Below are 17,261 nucleotides of genomic sequence, written 5' to 3'. Positions count from 1 at the left end.
GTGCTGAGACCAACGACACATCCCTGTCGACGTTACGGGCCGGGGTACCGCGTGCGGCTCCGCCGATCGGTCAGACCTGGACCACCCGCGGGACGCCTCGGGTCGGGGCGGAGGCTGCCACCGGCGCCCTGACGTTCCCCCGGCACCGCTCTCAGGTGTGGCTCCACCGGCTCTCCTCAGGGGTCCCACAGCGTCGGGGAGCGATTCGGCGGCTAGCCTGCCGCCTTGCACAATGACGGGGTGACCTCCTCCGAGCAGCAGTCAGCCGGCCACGTCACGGGTCGGGGATCCGACGCCTCCGCGGTGCTCTTCGACCGCGCCCGTGCCGTCACCCCCGGTGGCGTGAACTCGCCCGTGCGCGCCTTCAACGCGGTGGGCGGGACGCCCCGCTTCATCCGCTCCGCGCAGGGCGCCTGGCTCACGGACGTCGACGGGAACGAGTACGTCGACCTCATCTGCTCCTGGGGCCCGATGCTGCTCGGCCACGCGCACCCGGAGGTGCAGGCGGCGGTCGCGGCGGCCGTCGCCCGCGGCACGTCCTACGGGACGCCCACCGAGCCCGAGGTCGAGCTCGCCGAGGAGATCGTCTCCCGCACGCCGGTCGAGCGCGTCCGGTTCGTCTCCTCGGGGACCGAGGCCACGATGAGCGCGATCCGGCTGGCCCGCGGCTTCACCGGCCGCGACGTCGTCATCAAGTTCGCGGGCTGCTACCACGGCCACGTCGACGCCCTGCTCGCCAGCGCCGGCTCCGGCCTGGCGACCTTCGCGGTGCCGGGCACGCCGGGCGTCCCGGCGTCCTCGACGGAGCTCACGCTGGTGCTGCCCTACAACGACCGGGAGGCGGTGACCGCGGCCTTCGCCGAGCACGGCCCCCGCATCGCCTGCCTCATCACCGAGGCCTCCCCGGGCAACATGGGCGTCGTCCCGCCGGAGCCCGGCTTCAACGAGTTCCTCGCGCGCACCTGCCGCGAGCACGGCGCGCTGTTCATCTCCGACGAGGTGATGACCGGCTTCCGCGTCACCCGCGAGGGGCAGTGGGGCCTCGACGGCAAGCCCGAGGGCTGGGTGCCCGACCTCGTCACCTTCGGCAAGGTCATGGGCGGCGGCTTCCCCGCCGCGGCCTTCGGCGGTCGCGCGGACGTCATGCACCACCTCTCCCCGGAGGGCCCCGTCTACCAGGCGGGGACGCTCGCCGGGAACCCGGTCGCGACGACGGCCGGCCTCACCACCCTGCGCCTGGCCACCCCCGAGGTCTACGACCACGTCGCCTCGGCGGCCGACGCCATCAAGCAGGCCGCCTCGGAGGCCCTGACCGCGGCCGGCGTCGCGCACACCGTCCAGGCGACCGGCACGATGTTCTCGGTGTTCTTCACCGAGGGGCCGGTGCGGGACTTCGCGGACGCCTCGCGAACCGACTCGGGCGCGTACAAGGCGTTCTTCCACGCGATGCTCGACGCGGGGGTCTACCTCCCGCCGTCGGCCTACGAGGCCTGGTTCCTCTCCTCCGCCCACGACGAGCGGGCCGTCACCACCGTCCTCGAGGCGCTGCCCGGCGCCGCCCGCGCGGCGGCCGCGGCCGGCCAGGACGCCTGAGCCGGGAGCACCCATGTCACGCACCGTCGTCCACCTGCTGCGTCACGGCGAGGTCCACAACCCCGGCGGCGTCCTCTACGGGCGCAGCCCGGGCTTCCACCTCTCGGCGCTCGGACGACGGATGGCCGAGCGGGTCGCCGACCAGGTCGGCGACCGCGACATCGTCCACGTGGCGGCCTCCCCGCTGGAGCGGGCGCAGGAGACCGCCGCCCCGCTCGCGACGGCGCTGGGCCTGCCCATCGGCAGCGACCCGCGGCTGATCGAGTCGTGGAACGTGTTCGCCGGCGAGACCTTCAGCCAGGGCGGGCTGCTGCGCAGCCCGAAGGCGTGGAAGCACCTGCGCAACCCGTTCCGGCCCTCGTGGGGCGAGCCGTACCGCGAGATCGCGACCCGCATGCTCGCGGCGATCGAGTCGGCCCGCGTGGTGGCGGAGGGGCACGAGGCCGTCCTGGTCTCCCACCAGCTGCCCATCTGGACGACCCGCCTGCACCTCGAGGGCCGTCGCTACCTCCACGACCCGCGCCGCCGCCAGTGCACGCTGTGCTCGCTGACGTCGCTGGAGTACGAGGACGCCACGCTGCTGCGCATCACCTACTCCGAGCCCGCCGGCGACCTCGTCCCCGTGCAGGCCCGCCGCGACGCGTTCTCCGCGGGGGGCACGGAGGAGGCGCCGCCGGCGCTCGCCGCGCCCGCGGAGGACGACCCCGGTTACGCCGCCGACCACGGCGGCAACCCCGACCCTGCGCACGACCCCGCGCACGCCACCGCACACGACACCGAAGAGGAGGGCGGCCGGTGAGCCTGTCCCGGAGCTCCACCCGGACGGGCCGGCGCCGCCGCGTCCTGGCCCCCGCCCTCGTGGCGGTCACCGGGGTGCTCGCGCTGCTCCTGGCCGGCTGCTCCTCGCTGGGCAGCACCGGTGACCTCGACTACGTGGCCGGCGACGGCTCGGTGGTCGAGTACGACCAGGCCGACCGCCTCGGGCCCGTCGACCTCTCCGGCGACACCGTCGACGGCGGCACCTACGACCTCGCGGACCACCGCGGCACCGTCGTGGTCGTCAACGTCTGGTGGAGCCTGTGCGGGCCGTGCATCAAGGAGATGCCGATGCTCACCGAGCTCTCGGACGCCTACGGCGACGACGTGGACTTCGTGGGGATCAACATCCGCGACAACTCCATCGAGCTCGCCCAGGCCTTCGAGCGCGACCGGGGCGTCGACTACCCCTCGATCTACGACCCGACCGGCAAGGCCCTGCTCTCGTTCCCGGGCAGCACCGCCCCGCGCTCGATGCCGACCACCCTCGTGATCGACACCGACGGCAAGGTCGCCTCCGTCATCGCCGGCCCCGTGCCGTCCGAGCTGACGCTGGAGTCGCTCATCGAGAGCGCCGGCGGCCCCGCGGCCGGCTCGATCGACGTGGGTGGCTCCTCGGCGTCGGCGTCGGCGTCCGCGTCCGCTTCCGCGAAGGCCTCGGCGAAGGCGTCGGACGGCGCGGATGACTGAGTGGTTCGAGGCGACGACCTACTCCGGGTCGCTGCTGCTCGCCGTGCCGGTCGCGGTGCTGGCGGGTCTCGTCTCGTTCTTCTCCCCGTGCGTGCTGCCCCTGCTGCCCGGTTACCTCTCGTACGCCACCGGGCTGTCGGGGGCCGACCTCGCGGCCGGCACGGTGCGCCGCGGCCGGATGCTCGCCGGGTCGATCCTGTTCGTCCTGGGCTTCACCGTCTGGTTCGTCATCCTCGGCGCGCTGGTCGGCTCGCTGCGGACGTGGGTCCTCCTGAACAAGGACCTCCTGGACGTCGTCCTGGGCGTGGTCGTCATCGCGCTGGGTCTCGTCTTCCTCGGCGTCCTGCGCGTGCCGTGGCTGCAGCGTGACGTCCGGGTGCACCGGGTGCCGGCGGTCGGGCTGGCGGCGGCGCCGCTGCTCGGCTTCCTCTTCGGCCTCGGCTGGGCGCCGTGCATCGGCCCGACCCTGGGGGTCATCCTCGGGCTGGGCTACGACCAGGGCACCGCGCAGCGCGGCGCCCTCCTCCTGACCTTCTACTCCCTGGGTCTGGGCATCCCCTTCGTCGTGGCGGGCCTCGCCTGGCGGCGGATGCTCGGGGCCGTCGGCTGGGTCCGTCGGCACCAGGTGTGGATCACGCGTGCGGGCGGGGCGATGCTCGTCCTCGTCGGCGTGCTGATCCTGACCGGTTGGTGGGACTGGGCCGTCACGTGGCTCCAGTCCCGCGTCATCAGCGACTACGAGGTGAGCGTGTGAGCACCACCGAGGGCCGGCTCTCCGACCTCGACCCGACGGCCGACGACGCGGACGGCCCCGACGGGCCGGAGGCCGGGGCGGGTACCGGCGGCGACGGGGGTGCCGGCACGGCGTCCACCTCGAAGGGCGGGGACGACGGGCGACGACCCGGCGAGCTCGGCGCCCGCGAGATGCTGCGCTGGGCGTGGCGCCAGCTCACGTCCATGCGGACGGCGCTGGTCCTGCTCCTGCTGCTGGCCCTGGCCGCCGTGCCGGGCTCGATCATCCCGCAGACGGACGTCGACTCCCTGGCGGCGAGCAACTGGAAGACGGCGCACCCCACCCTGGCGCCGATCTACGAGAAGCTCGACCTCTTCGCGGTCTACGACTCGCCCTGGTTCGCGGCCGTCTACGTGCTGCTGATGATCAGCCTGGTCGGCTGCATCGTGCCGCGGCTGCGGGTCTACGCGAAGGCGATGCGCGCGAAGCCGCCGAAGGCGCCGCGCCACCTGACCCGGCTGCCCGTCCACTCCGTCTTCCTCACCGACCGGTCGGCCGACGAGGTCCACGAGGCCGCCCGCGCCGTGCTGAAGAAGGGCCGATACCGGCTGCGTCCCGTCACCGAGGGCGAGGACGGCGCGGTCTCGGCCGAGCGGGGCTTCCTCCGCGAGGCCGGCAACCTCGTCTTCCACCTGGCGATCCTCGTCGTGCTGGTCGGCTTCGCGCTGGGCTCGCTGTTCGGCTACCAGGGCGCCGTCATCGTCGTGGTGGGCAGCGGCTTCTCCAACAACCTGACGCAGTACGACGACTTCAACCCGGGGACGCTCTTCGACTCCGACTCCATGGAGCCGTTCAACTTCAGCGTCGACGACTTCGACATCACCTGGCTCGACGACGGCACCAGCCAGGGCTACTCGGCGGCGCTGACCTACACCGACTCCCCGGGCGCCGAGGAGCAGACCTACGACCTCAAGGTGAACCACCCGCTCACCATCGGCAGCACCGAGGTCTTCCTGGTCGGCCACGGCTACGCCCCGGTCATCACGGTCACCGACGGCAACGGCGACGTGGCCTACTCCGGGCCGACGATCTTCCTGCCGCAGGACTCCACGCTGCTGTCCTTCGGCGTGGTGAAGGCGCAGGCCGCCTCGCCGAAGGCGATCGGCCTCGAGGGGCTGTTCTACCCGACGTACGTGCTCGCCAACGGCGACCCGATCAACGTCATGGGCAACGACCTCAACCCGACCCTCTCGATGCTGGCCTACTACGGCGACCTCGGCCTGGAGGACGGGCAGTCCCAGTCGGTCTACGTGCTCGACAAGGACAACGCGACCCAGATCCTGAAGAAGAACGGCAAGCCGTTCCGCCTCGACATGCAGGTCGGCGACACCATCAAGCTGCCGAACGGCCTGGGCAAGGTCACCTTCGAGGGCGTCGAGCCGTGGGTGCGCGTCCAGATCAGCCAGACGCCCGGCAAGAAGATCGCGCTGTCGGGCGTGATCCTGATGCTCATCGGCCTGATGGGCTCCCTCTTCATCCGCCCCCGCCGTGCGTGGGTGCGGGCCCGCGAGACCGACGAGGGCACCCTCGTCGAGCTCGCCGTCCTCGACCGTTCGGGCGGCGGTGACGTCGATGCCGTGCTCGCCGGTATCGTGGCCGACCTGAGGGCCGAGGACGACCGCGACCCCGAGCCGGCCGCCGACGCGACCGAGCCCCCGGTCGCCACCCCCCACCCCACTGACGAGCCGGGCACTGCCCCGGACGACAAGGAGCAGGCATGAGCCAGACAGCCTGGGAGGGCCTGAGCAACCAGGCCATCGCCGCGGCCGGGATCGTGTACTTCCTGGCGCTGCTCGCGCACCTGGCCGAGTGGGCGCTGCTGCGCACCGTCGCCCAGTCCGAGGTGAAGGCCGAGCAGCCCGTCGCGGTCGGCGCGACGTCCTCTTCTTCTTCCGCCTCCTCCGCCTCGGCCTCGGCTGACTCCGCGGACGCCCCCGCCCTGAGCGCGGAGGACGTGGAGCGCCAGGAGGACCGGGTCACGATGGCCGGCACCTTCGGCGTGCTGCTCACGTGCATCGCCGTGGCCGTGCACCTCGTCGGCCTGGTCGCGCGCGGCATGGCCGCCGAGCCGCACCGCGTGCCCTGGGGCAACATGTACGAGTTCACGCTGACCGGCACGTTCGTCGTCGCGCTGATCTACCTGCTGGTCCGCCGCAAGTTCGGCCTGGACTGGATGGCCCCGGTCGTCCTCACCGTCGTCCTCGCCATCCTCATGGTCGCGGTGCTGTGGCTCTACGCGCCCGTCGAGCCGCTGATGGAGTCGCTGCACTCGTACTGGCTGGTCATCCACGTGGTCTCGGCCGTGATCGCGACCGGTGCCTTCACGGTCGGCGGCATCACCTCGGTCTTCTACCTGATCCAGTCGCGCCGCGAGCGCAAGAGGGCCGAGGCCGTGGCCGCCGGCGAGGAGGTGGGCCCCGACCGCGGTTGGTGGGCCCGCGTCCCCGGCACCGAGCGCCTCGACCTCGTCTCCTACCGCCTGCACGCCTTCGCGTTCCCGGTGTGGACGTTCGCCGTGCTCATCACCGGCCCCATCTGGGCGCACGAGGCCTGGTCCCGCTACTGGAACTGGGACCCGAAGGAGGTCTGGGCGTTCATCACCTGGGTCGTCTACGCGGCCTACCTGCACGCCCGCGCGACCGCCGGCTGGCGCGGCCGCTCCGCCGCGATCCTCGCCCTCGTCGGCATGGGCACGCTGTGGTTCAACTTCATCGGGATCAACTACTTCTCCACCACGTCGCAGCACTCCTACGCGGACGCCCCGACCGGCTCCCCGGTCGTCGCCACCGCGGGGGTGTCGCCCGGCGACTGACCGCGTTCCTCACGCAGCAGGGCCGGCACACCGTTGTGGTGTGCCGGCCCTGCTGCGTTGGGGGGGTGTGTGAGCAACGTGGCGGCGCGGGTGGCTGGTGGGCGGTGTGTGAGCAACCTGCTGGTGCGGGTGACCGGTTGGTGGCGCACCGCCGGTGGTGCCGGTGGCTGGTGGGCGGTGTGTGAGCAACCTGCTGGTGCGGGTGACCGGTTGGTGGCGCACCGCTCACCGGCGGCGCGGGTCAGACGTGGTCGGAGCCGTCGCCGTGCAGTCGACGGTCGAGCTCGGCCATGAACTCCGGGTCGTCGTCCGGCGGGACGAAGGAGAGCGGCTGGTTCCAGGCGCGCCGACCCCGCTCGCGGCCGGGTCGGGCCTGGCGCGGCTGGCGGGGCGGGGTGGCTGGTCGCGGTCGTCGCGGCTGCAGCACCGTCGCTCCGGGTTCGAGACGCCCCGCCCGCTGCAGCGCGCGCACGACGAGGTAGGTCGCACCGGCGACCAGGACCATCATCAGCACCAGCCCTAGCATGCTTGTCACTGTAGGACGGTGGTGGTGACGCGGGCAGGGGTCGTTCCGCACCGGACCGCACCACGTTCGCCCTTCCCGGATACCTCGCTACCGCCCGCGCCCACCGGTCGCCCGGGACGTCATACGTCGAGGCTCGTTCTGTGGCCGGTTCGTATGACGTCCCGTGGAGGCCGTCCGGGACGTCATACGTCGAGGCTCGTTCTGCGGCCGGTTCGTATGACGTCCGGGGGCGGGCGGCCGTTTCGTATGACGTCCGGCGACGGCCACCCGGGACGTCATACGTGGGGGCTCGTTCTGCGGCCGGTTCGTATGACGTCCAGTGGCGGCGGCGCGGGTCGGGGCGTCGGGGGCAGATCCACGCCGATCAGGACGCCGGGACGGGCTGCACCTACCCTGGTGGCGTGAAGGAGTTCGCGTTCTACACCGCCCTGCGCCTGCTGCTGTTCCTGGCGACGCTCGCCGTCGTGCTGGGGGTGTGGGCGATCGTCGCCGGCACGCCGAACCTCTTCCTCTCCGCCATCATCGCCCTGCTGATCAGCGGCATCGCCGGCGTGAAGATCCTCGACGCCCCCCGCAGGGCGTTCGCGGCCCGGGTCGACGAGCGCGCGCGCAAGGCCGCGACGAAGTACGAGGAGATGCGCGCCCGCGAGGACGTCGACTGACCCAACGGTCGGCCCCGGCTCACTCGGAGACCCCGCCGCCAGCCGGTCCGCGGCGTCCCCGCGAAGAGGGCGGACGTCGCGACGACGGTCCGCGACCAGCCGCCCCGGGCGTACGGTGGACGCATGCTGAAGCTGTTGATCGTGCTCGTCCTCATCGGACTCGTCGTGGTCGCCTGGCGGATGCGCGCCGAGATCCTGGGCAAGATCCTGGGTCAGGACCCCGCCCGCGTGCAGCGCCACCTCGACCGCAAGCGCAAGTAGGACGCCGGGCGCCCGGCTGAGCCCAGGCACAGCCCGACCGGCGGCATCCCGACGTCGGAGCGGCCGGCCAGCCCGCGCCCCGCTCAGACCAGCAGCAGCGGGACGGCCGCGCCGAGCGACCAGAGGAGCTCGGCCGCGCCGGTCGAGGCGAGGACGGGGATGAGGGCGGGTCCGGCGGCGCCGCCGAGGACGGTCCGCACCCCGCGCAGCGCCGGGAGCACGAAGGCGAGGCCGAGCAGCGCCCACCACGACGTGAGGGCGGCGAGGACGACTAGGCACACCCCGGCCCCGACGATCATCGCGACGTAGCCGACCCGCGTGGCCCGGTCGCCGAGCAGCACGGCGAGGGTGCGCTTGCCGGTCTCGGAGTCGGTGGGGATGTCGCGCAGGTTGTTGGCGACGAGGATCGCGCAGGCCAGCAGCCCGATGCCGACGGCTGCCACCCACGCGCTGCCGGGTGCGGTGCCGGTCTGCACGTACGTCGTCCCGACGACGGCCACGAGCCCGAAGAACACGAACACCATGACCTCGCCCAGGCCCGCGTAGCCGTAGGGCCGCGGGCCGCCGGTGTAGGTCCAGGCCGCGATCACGCAGACCACGCCGAGCAGGACCAGCCACCAGGCGCTCGTGGCGGCGAGGACGAGCCCGGCGACGCCCGCGACGCCGAAGGCGAGGAACGCGGCGCGCTTCACCGCGGACGGGGTGGCGGCACCGGAGCCGACGAGCCGCATCGGACCCACGCGCACCTCGTCGGTGCCGCGCACGCCGTCGGAGTAGTCGTTGGCGTAATTGACCGCCACCTGCAGCGCGAGCGCCACGACGGCCGCCAGCAGCGCCTTCCACCACACGGCCTCGCCGGCCGCGGCGGCGACGCCGGTCCCGGCGATGACGGGGGAGACGGAGGCGGGGAGGGTGCGGGGCCGCGAACCGGCGACCCACTGTGCTGCGGTGGCCACGACGGACGATTCAACCAGTCGTCCTGCCCACCCGACGTCGGTGGGGCGCCGCGGCGCGTCCGAGGGAGTGACCCAGCGCAGGCCCCGCCCACCGCGGCGGGCAGAAGCGGGCACCCGGACGGCGGGCACCCGGAAGAGCGGCACAGAGAACAGAGCACAGGACGGCGGAGGGGGCGTGGGACCCGGGAGCACCGGATCCCACGCCGGTGCCGTCTGTGCGGCTGCGGCCACCGGAGGGAGAAGTGGGGGGACCCTCCGCGCGACCGCACCGGCCCAACGTCCGCGACGCGTCGGGGTCACGACTGCCACCCGGACGGTCTGGACGTCGTGCCGGCACCACCCGGCCACCGGCCAACGGGCTCACCCGCCCCGCGGGCGGGCACGCGGCAGGGCTAGGTTCTCAGGGTGGACGTTCCGCAGAGCCCGGCCGAGGTCGTCGACGCCCTGGAGGCCTGGCTGGCCCCGGCCGGCGACCCGGGAGCGCACCCCGAGCCGCTGGTGGTCACGACGAGCGGCTCCACGGGGGTCCCGAAGCGCGTGCGGCTGTCCCGCCGGGCGGTCCTCGCCTCGGCGGCGGCCAGCGCCCGGCGCGTGGGAGCGGCGGGCCCGTGGCTCCTCACGCTGCCGGCCGGGTACGTGGCGGGCCTCAACGTCATCGCCCGCTCCCTGCTGGCGGGCCACCGGCCGGTGATCGCGGACGAGCACCCCTCCTTCGCGGCGGCCGCGCACGCCCTCGTCGCCGCGCACCCCGACGCCGACCGCTTCGTCTCGCTCGTCCCCACGCAGCTGCACCGGATGCTCGACGGCAGCCCCGAGCACGCGACCGACGTCGAGGCGCTCCGCTCGTTCCACACCGTCCTGTTGGGCGGCGGCCCGGTCGACGCCGCGCTCCGGGCCCGCGCGGCCGCGGCGGGGGTGCGGGTGGTCGCGACGTACGGGTCCGCCGAGACCTGCGGGGGCTGCGTGTACGACGGGGTCCCGCTCGACGGCACGGGCCTCGCGCTCGGCACCGACGGCCGGGTCCGCCTGTCGGGCCCCACGCTCTTCGACGGCTACGAGACCCCCGCGGGCACGCTCGACGAGCAGCTCACCGCCGGCAGCCTGGTCGACGGCTGGTTCCTCACCTCCGACGCCGGTCGGCTCGACGACGACGGTCGGCTCCAGGTCCTCGGTCGGCTGGACGACGTGGTGGTCACCGGTGGCGTCAACGTGCCCGCCCCCGCCGTGGCGGCGGTGCTGCGGGCCACGGCCGGGGTGCGGCAGGCCGAGGTGGTCGGCGTCCCGGACGAGGAGTGGGGGAACGCGCTGGTGGCCCTCGTCGTCCCCACGGACGCCGGGCACCCGCCCGACCTGGAGCGGCTGCGCGCCGCGGTGGCTGCCGAGCGCCCACGCTCGTGGGCGCCGCGCCGCCTCGTCCTGCTCGAGGACCTGCCGCTGCTCGCCAACGGCAAGCCCGACCGGCTGGCTCTGCAGCGCCTGGCCCGGGCGACGGGCGGCGAGGCGTGAGCGGCCTCGACGGCCCCGGCGGCACCGTCGGCACCGCGGAGGTGCACGTCTGGTCGGTGCCGCTGCGCAGCAGGTTCCGCGGCCTGACCGTGCGCGAGGGGGTGCTGCTGCGCGACCCCGCGACGGGCGGGTGGGGCGAGTGGAGCCCGTTCGCCGAGTACTCCGACGAGGTGGCCGCGCCCTGGCTCCGGTGCGCCCGCGAGGCGGCGAGCGGCGCGTGGCCCGCGCCCGTGCGCGACGGGGTGCCCGTCAACGTCACCGTGCCGGCGGTCGGCCCGGAGGAGGCGCACGCGATCGTCCTGCGCGGCGGGTGCCGCACGGCGAAGGTGAAGGTCGCCGAGCGCGGCCAGGCCGAGGGCGAGGACGAGGCGCGGCTCGAGGCGGTGCGCGACGCGCTCGCCTCGCTGCACGGCACCGACGCCCGGGTGCGGGTGGACGTCAACGGCGGCTGGGACGTGGACACGGCCCTGCGTCGCCTGCCGCTGCTCGACAGGGCGGCGGGCGGGCTCGAGTACGTCGAGCAGCCGTGCGCGTCGGTGGAGGAGCTCGCCGAGGTGCGGCGCCGTCAGGGCGTGCCGGTGGCGGCGGACGAGTCGATCCGCCGGGCCGCGGACCCCTACCGCGTCCGCGACCTCGAGGCCGCCGACGTCGCCGTGCTCAAGGTGCAGCCCCTCGGCGGGGTGGCCGCGTGCCTGCGGATCGCGGAGGACATCGGCCTGCCCGTGGTCGTCTCCTCGGCGCTGGAGTCGTCGGTCGGCATCGCCGCCGGTGTGGCGCTGGCCGCCGCCCTGCCGGAGCTGCCGCACGCCTGCGGCCTGGCCACCGTCCAGCTCTTCACCGCCGACCCGGCCGTCACCCCGGCCCTGCCCGTCGACGGCCTCCTGCCCGTCGCCCGCCCCGACGTGGACGTCGACGCGCTCGCCCGGCTCGCCGCCCCGGCCGACAGGACGGCATGGTGGACGCAGCGGCTCGCCCGCACGGCCGCCCTCCTGGACCACGAAGGACCCGCATGACCGCCCACCCCGACCCCGCTGAGCCCGCAGACGCCGCAGACACCGCTGACCCCACCGAGCCCGGCGCGGTCCTCGCCGCCCGCGCGGTGCTCGCCGCCCTGGTGCGCGCGGGGGTGCGCGAGGTCGTGCTGTCCCCGGGGTCGCGCAACGCCCCGCTGGCGCTGGCGCTGGTGGACGCCGATCGGGCCGGCGTCCTGCGGCTCCACACGCGCCTGGACGAGCGCTCGGCCGGCTTCACCGCCCTCGGCCTGGCCCGCACCGGCCCGCCCGCGGCCGTCGTGTGCACCTCGGGCACTGCCGTGGCCAACCTGCACCCGGCGGTGCTGGAGGCGGCGCACGCGGGGGTCCGGCTGGTCGCGCTCACGGCCGACCGCCCGGCGCGGCTGCGCGGCACGTCCGCCAACCAGACCACGGAGCAGGAGGGGATCTTCGGGCGCCTCGTGCCGACGCTCGACCTGGACGCCTCCGCGGGGCTGCCGGTGCCGCTGGAGCTGAGCGTCGCGGGCGGGCCGCTGCACCTCAACCTGCGCCTGGACGCGCCGCTGGTGCCGCACGCGCCCTGGCCCCCCGCCGACCTCGCGGCGCTGGCGGCCGTGCCCGCCTCCCCGCCGCCCCCGGTGGTGCCGCCGGGCAGCCTGCCGCTCCTGGACCCGGCCCCCCGCACCGTCGTCGTCGCGGGGGACGATGCGGGCCCGTGGGCCCGCATCCTGGCCGAGCGGGCGGGCTGGCCGCTGCTGGCCGAGCCGTCCTCGGGGGCGCGGACCGGCACCCACGCGATCCGCACCTACCGGCTGCTCCTCGCGGGCCCGCTGGGCGCGCAGGTCGAGCGGGTCGTGGTGGCCGGCAACCCGACGCTGTCGCGGCCCGTGAGCGCGCTGCTGGAGCGTCCGGGCTTGGAGGTCCTCGCCGGGCCGCTGCGCGGCGCCTGGACGACCCGCCCGCACCCCGTGGCGGGGGTCCTGGAGCCGGCACGGCCCCACCCCGACCAGCCGACGTCCGACCCCGCGTGGCTGGAGGCCTGGCGAGCGGCCGACGCCGACGTCTCGCGGCGCCTGGACGCCCTGCTGGCCGCCGAGGACGGGATCACCCCGCACGAGGTGGCCGGGGCCGTCGGGGCCGCGCTGCCCGCCGGCGGCCTGCTGGTGCTGGGGCCGTCCAACCCCGTGCGCGACCTGGACCTCATGGTGCCGCGCTACCGGGTCGGTGATCGCCGCAAGGTGATCGCGAACCGCGGCCTCGCGGGCATCGACGGGATCGTCTCGACGGCGATCGGGGCCTCGCTCGGCCGCGACTCCTCGCGCGCCCTCGCGCTGCTGGGCGACGTGACGTTCCTGCACGACGCGGGCGGGCTCGTGCTGGGCCCGCGCGAGCCGCGTCCGGACCTCACCCTGGTCGTCGTCAACGACGACGGCGGCTCCATCTTCGCGACCCTGGAGCAGGGGGCACCGGCCTACGCCGACTCCTTCGAGCGGGCCTTCGCCACCCCGCACGGCGCGGACCTCGCTGCCCTGTGCGCCGCCACCCGGACGCCGCACTGGCGGGTGGAGTCGCTGCCGGAGCTGCACCAGGCGCTGGCGTCGCCGAACGGCGGCCTCGAGGTGGTGGAGGTCCGGGTGGGCCGGGCCGACCGGCGCGAGCTGGACGCGCGGATCAGGGCGCTGGCGACCGACGCCTGAGCGCGGCCGGGTGTGAGCCCGGCTACGGGCGAGGCGCGCGGCCGGTGGGCCCTGGGAGGATGCCCACGTGGAGGTCGCGCTGCTGCTCATCGTCCTGACCCTGGTGGTGCTGGCGGTCACCGGCGTCAGCCGCCGGCTCGACCTCCCGGCGCCGCTGGTCCTGACGGTGGTCGGGCTGCTGGCGTCCTACCTCCCGTTCGTGCCCGACCTGGCGCTCGAGCCCGAGATCGTGCTGCTGTGGCTGCTGCCGCCGCTGCTGTACTCGGCGGCCCTGGAGACCTCGCTGGTCGACTTCCGCGCCCAGCGGCGGCCGATCCTGCTGCTGTCGGTCGGGCTGGTGGTGTTCACCGCGGCCGGGGTCGCGGTGGTGGTGCACGCGCTCACCCCGATCGGGTGGGCGGCGAGCTTCGCGATCGGCGCGGTGGTGGGCCCGCCGGACGCGGTGGCGGCCATCGCGATCGGCCGCCGTATCGGGCTGCCGCGCCGGATCGTGACGATCCTGGAGGGCGAGTCGCTCTTCAACGACGCCACGGCCCTGGTCGCGCTGCGCACCGCCATCGCCGCGGGCGCGGTGGGCATCAGCGCCTGGGACGTCGGCTGGGACTTCCTCGTCGCCGCGGTGGGCGGCTCGCTCATCGGGATCGCCGTCTACAAGCTCGTCGCGCTGGTGCGCAAGCACCTCGACGACTCCCACGTCGACGTCGGCATCTCGCTGGTCATCCCCTTCGGCGCCTACGTGCTCGCGGAGGAGGTGGGCGCCTCCGGGGTGATCGCGGTCGTGGTCGCGGGCCTGCTCCTGGGCCACCAGGCGCCCGTGCTCCAGACGGCGCAGTCGCGGATCGCCGAGCGGACCACGTGGGGCACGGTGGCGTTCCTGCTGGAGAACGCCGTCTTCCTGCTCATCGGCCTCCAGGCCCACGCCATCCTGGCCGAGATCGGCGACTCCGCGCTGTCGCCGGCGAGGATCGTCGCGGTCTGCCTGGCGGTGCTCGCCACGGTGATCGTGCTGCGGCTGGTCTGGGTCTTCTCCTCGCGCTTCGCGCTCCTCATGCCGCGTGCCGACCCCGGGTCCGACCCGAGGACGCCGTGGAGCTACACCCTCGTGCTCGGCTGGGCCGGGATGCGGGGCGTGGTGACGCTGGCCGCGGCGTTCGTCATCCCGGACGACGTGCCCCACCGTGAGGTCCTGCTGCTGGTGGCCTTCACGGTGGTCGCCGGCACCCTGCTGCTCCAGGGCCCGACCCTGCCGCTGCTCGCCCGCCGGCTCTCGATCCCCTCGCCGGACCCGATGGACGACGCGCTGGCCCGGGCGACGCTGCTGCAGCAGGCCTCGAAGGCGGGCTTCGCCGCGCTGGAGGAGGTCGACTACGAGGACCGTCACGGCGTGGTGGACATGATCCGGGCGCGGGTGGACCAGCGGAACTTCGCGGCCTGGGAGCGGCTCGGCACGGTCGCGGACGCCGAGGCGCCGTCCGACCTGTACGCCCGGGCCCGGTTGGCGATGATCGACGCGGAGCGCCGCCGCGTCCTGGAGATCCGGGACGGCGGCACCGTGCCGGCCGACGTCGTGGCCGACGTCCTGGCCTCCCTCGACGTGGAGGAGTCGATGATCGACCGGGCGAGCGAGCAGCGGCAGGTCGTCGTCTCGGCGCAGGCCCGCACGGTCGTCGCCGGCGGCTGCGAGCACCTGGCCCAGCACCCGGCCGTCCCGGCCGTGACCGCGATCGAGGGCGGGGGCGGTGGCGAGGGCGGTGGCGAGGGCGGGGGCACCGGCGAGACGTGCCGTGCCTGCCTGGACGAGGGGACCACCTGGGTGGCGCTGCGCCGCTGCCTGACCTGCGGGAACGTGGCCTGCTGCGACTCCAGCCCGGGCCAGCACGCGACCGCGCACTTCCGGGGCACCGCGCACCCGGTCATGCAGTCCGCGGAGCCGGACGAGGACTGGCGCTGGTGCTACGTCCACCACCTCACGGCGTGACCTGTGCGAACGCGCCGGGCGTGAAGATGCCGTGAGAGTTCGCCCGCGGGGCCGGGGACGGCTCATCCGCGGGCCCGCGGGGGCGATGGGCGAGGTGCCTCCCCAGCATCCTTCCCCTGAGCACCCCGAGGACCACCGTGCCTGCAGCAGCCAGCCCCCTCCCCGACCGGGCCCCCCTCGACGCCGGCGCGCTCGTCGCTGCGCTGACGCGCTCCTCGGCGCTGCTGCGCCTCGACACCGACGGCACCATCGTCGGCGTCGACGAGAAGCTCGCCCGGCTGCTGGGCTACATCGAGGAGGACCTCGTCGGGCAGCCGCACACGATGCTCCTGTCCTCGGCCGTGGAACGCGAGTGGGAGCTGGTGTGGCGTCGCATCCTGCTCGGTGAGCAGGTGAACAGCACCTTCGCCCGCCAGGCGCGCGACGGTCGGACCGTCTGGCTCACCGGCACCTACACCGGGGTGCCCGCGGACCGGGGCAAGGTGGTCGAGGTCGTCGCCCTCCTCGACGACGTGACGGACATGCGGAACAAGCACCTCGCCGCCGAGGCGAAGGTCGCGGCGATGTGGCGCTCCCAGGCCGTCATCGAGTTCGACCTCTCGGGCACCGTAGTCGACGTCAACGACCACTTCCTGCACGCCGTCGGCTACCACCGCGGCGAGGTCGTCGGCGAGCACCACCGGATGTTCGTGGACGCCGAGCAGGCGGCCTCGGCCGAGTACGAGCGGTTCTGGCAGGACCTGGCCGCCGGCGAGTACGTGAGCGGTGAGTTCCGTCGCCGCCACAAGGACGGCTCGGACCTGTGGCTCCAGGCCACCTACAACCCGATCCTCGACGCGAGCGGAAGCCCGGTCGGCGTCATCAAGTTCGCCACCGACGTCACCGCCGACAAGGCCCGCACCGCCGAGTTCCGCGGCAAGATCGGGGCCCTCGACAGCGCGCAGGCCGTCATCGAGTTCGACCTCGAGGGCACCGTGCTGGAGGCGAACGACAACTTCCTGCGCGCCATGGGCTACTCCCAGCGCGAGATCGTCGGCCAGCACCACTCGATGTTCTGCACGGCCGACTACGTGCGCACCGAGGAGTACCGCGACTTCTGGCTGCGGCTGAGCAAGGGCGAGCACGTCGCCGGACGCTTCGAGCGGGTCGGCAAGTTCGGGCGCTCCGTGCACCTGCAGGCCACCTACTCGCCGATCCTGGACGGCCTCGGCCGCCCCGTGCGCGTGGTGAAGTACGCCCACGACATCACCGAGCAGGTCGAGACCGAGCGCCGGGTGGCGCACTCGACCCGCGCCATGACCGACGCCGTCGCCGAGCTCGCCGCGAGCATCGACCAGATCGGCTCCTCCAGCCAGGGTGCCCGCGAGAACGCCCAGCAGACGTCGACCGACGCCGCGGCCGGCAGCCAGGCGCTCGGCGCCACGCTCGACGCGATCGCTGCCATCCAGCGCTCGAGCCACTCGATCAGCGAGATCGTCCGCGTGATCGCCGAGATCGCCGCGCAGACCAACCTCCTCGCCTTCAACGCCTCCATCGAGGCGGCGCGGGCCGGCGAGCACGGGGTCGGCTTCTCGGTGGTGGCGGGCGAGGTCCGCCGGCTCGCCGAGCGCTCGTCGGAGGCCGCGCACCAGATCGGCACGCTCATCGCGGAGTCCGCGAGCCGGATCGAGGAGGGGTCGACCGTGGGCAAGAAGGCCGAGGAGGCCTTCACCCGCATCGTCGCCTCCGTCGACTCCACCGGCGACGCGATCGGCCAGATCGCCGAGGCGACCAGCGAGCAGCGGCAGTCGGCGGCGCGCGTGCGCGAGCTGATCGGCCAGCTCTCCACCGACCATGCCGCCTGAGGCGGGGCTCGGGGCGCTCGCGGCGACGTCCGCCGTCTCCGCGGGGACGCCGGGGGCCGGTGTGGCCGCCACGGGCTCCACGGGCTCTGCGGGCTCCGTGGGCTCTGTGGGCTCTGTGGGCTCTGTGGGCTCTGT

At 74.4% G+C, this 17,261-nt stretch carries 14 protein-coding genes and 1 pseudogene; 13 read left to right on the top strand and 2 right to left on the bottom strand.

Going from position 1 to position 17,261, the window contains the following annotated elements; all coding sequences use genetic code 11:
- Window positions 1-303: 303 nt before the first annotated feature.
- The 6 genes and pseudogenes from hemL to ccsB all read left to right on the top strand — a co-directional run bounded on the left by hemL (window position 304) and on the right by ccsB (window position 6,704).
- Window positions 304-1,593, top strand: a complete 1,290-nt coding sequence (gene hemL / locus E8D37_RS16025; protein ID WP_240770516.1) for a glutamate-1-semialdehyde 2,1-aminomutase — start codon at window positions 304-306, stop codon at window positions 1,591-1,593.
- 13 nt (window positions 1,594-1,606) lie between these two features.
- A pseudogene (locus tag E8D37_RS16020) lies at window positions 1,607-2,203 on the top strand (histidine phosphatase family protein); the annotation flags it as partial.
- Window positions 2,204-2,388: 185 nt separating this feature from the next.
- Entirely contained in the window at window positions 2,389-3,099 is a 711-nt protein-coding gene (locus tag E8D37_RS16015; protein ID WP_240770493.1) for a TlpA disulfide reductase family protein, read from the top strand.
- Entirely contained in the window at window positions 3,092-3,853 is a 762-nt protein-coding gene (locus tag E8D37_RS16010) for a cytochrome c biogenesis protein CcdA (protein WP_136570807.1), read from the top strand. Before E8D37_RS16015 ends, E8D37_RS16010 begins: the two co-directional genes overlap by 8 nt.
- Window positions 3,850-5,613, top strand: a complete 1,764-nt coding sequence (locus E8D37_RS16005; RefSeq protein WP_240770492.1) for a cytochrome c biogenesis protein ResB — start codon at window positions 3,850-3,852, stop codon at window positions 5,611-5,613. The genes E8D37_RS16010 and E8D37_RS16005 overlap by 4 nt, the downstream gene beginning before the upstream one ends.
- On the top strand, window positions 5,610-6,704 hold the full coding sequence (gene ccsB, locus E8D37_RS16000) for a c-type cytochrome biogenesis protein CcsB (RefSeq protein WP_136570806.1): 1,095 nt from the start codon (window positions 5,610-5,612) through the stop codon (window positions 6,702-6,704). The genes E8D37_RS16005 and ccsB overlap by 4 nt, the downstream gene beginning before the upstream one ends.
- 241 nt (window positions 6,705-6,945) lie before the next feature.
- On the opposite strand, the gene E8D37_RS15995 is transcribed toward ccsB, so the two are convergent.
- On the bottom strand, window positions 6,946-7,230 hold the full coding sequence (locus tag E8D37_RS15995) for a hypothetical protein (protein WP_136570805.1): 285 nt from the start codon (window positions 7,228-7,230) through the stop codon (window positions 6,946-6,948).
- A gap of 401 nt (window positions 7,231-7,631) precedes the next feature.
- On the opposite strand from E8D37_RS15995, the gene E8D37_RS19935 reads away from it, so the two are divergent.
- Window positions 7,632-7,892 (top strand): DUF4229 domain-containing protein, encoded by a 261-nt coding sequence (locus E8D37_RS19935; RefSeq protein ID WP_168929786.1) that lies wholly within the window; start codon window positions 7,632-7,634, stop codon window positions 7,890-7,892.
- Between the two features lie 123 nt (window positions 7,893-8,015).
- Window positions 8,016-8,153, top strand: a complete 138-nt coding sequence (locus E8D37_RS19930) for a hypothetical protein (protein ID WP_168929785.1) — start codon at window positions 8,016-8,018, stop codon at window positions 8,151-8,153.
- Between the two features lie 83 nt (window positions 8,154-8,236).
- On the opposite strand, the gene E8D37_RS15985 is transcribed toward E8D37_RS19930, so the two are convergent.
- On the bottom strand, window positions 8,237-9,109 hold the full coding sequence (locus tag E8D37_RS15985) for a 1,4-dihydroxy-2-naphthoate polyprenyltransferase (RefSeq protein WP_136570803.1): 873 nt from the start codon (window positions 9,107-9,109) through the stop codon (window positions 8,237-8,239).
- A gap of 405 nt (window positions 9,110-9,514) precedes the next feature.
- Here E8D37_RS15985 and E8D37_RS15980 point away from each other — a divergent pair, with 405 nt between their 5' ends.
- From E8D37_RS15980 to E8D37_RS15960, 5 genes are all read left to right on the top strand, one after another.
- Window positions 9,515-10,615: an AMP-binding protein gene (locus E8D37_RS15980; protein ID WP_136570802.1), complete on the top strand. Its 1,101-nt coding sequence runs from the start codon at window positions 9,515-9,517 to the stop codon at window positions 10,613-10,615.
- Window positions 10,612-11,628, top strand: a complete 1,017-nt coding sequence (locus tag E8D37_RS15975) for an o-succinylbenzoate synthase (protein ID WP_240770491.1) — start codon at window positions 10,612-10,614, stop codon at window positions 11,626-11,628. Before E8D37_RS15980 ends, E8D37_RS15975 begins: the two co-directional genes overlap by 4 nt.
- On the top strand, window positions 11,625-13,304 hold the full coding sequence (gene menD, locus E8D37_RS15970; protein WP_136570801.1) for a 2-succinyl-5-enolpyruvyl-6-hydroxy-3-cyclohexene-1-carboxylic-acid synthase: 1,680 nt from the start codon (window positions 11,625-11,627) through the stop codon (window positions 13,302-13,304). The genes E8D37_RS15975 and menD overlap by 4 nt, the downstream gene beginning before the upstream one ends.
- 67 nt (window positions 13,305-13,371) lie before the next feature.
- The gene (locus E8D37_RS15965) at window positions 13,372-15,282 is read left to right on the top strand and encodes a Na+/H+ antiporter (RefSeq protein ID WP_136570800.1); all 1,911 of its coding nucleotides are present in this window, start codon (window positions 13,372-13,374) and stop codon (window positions 15,280-15,282) included.
- A gap of 137 nt (window positions 15,283-15,419) precedes the next feature.
- A complete protein-coding gene (locus E8D37_RS15960; RefSeq protein WP_136570799.1) occupies window positions 15,420-17,126 on the top strand; it encodes a PAS domain-containing methyl-accepting chemotaxis protein in 1,707 nt (568 codons plus the stop codon).
- Window positions 17,127-17,261 lie beyond the last annotated feature (135 nt).

The sequence above is a fragment of the Nocardioides sp. GY 10127 genome, from assembly GCF_004919085.1.
Taxonomy (GTDB): Bacteria; Actinomycetota; Actinomycetes; order Propionibacteriales; family Nocardioidaceae; genus Nocardioides.
The sequence above is the reverse complement of the archived record's forward strand: the minus strand, read 5'-3'. Positions and strand labels throughout refer to the sequence as shown.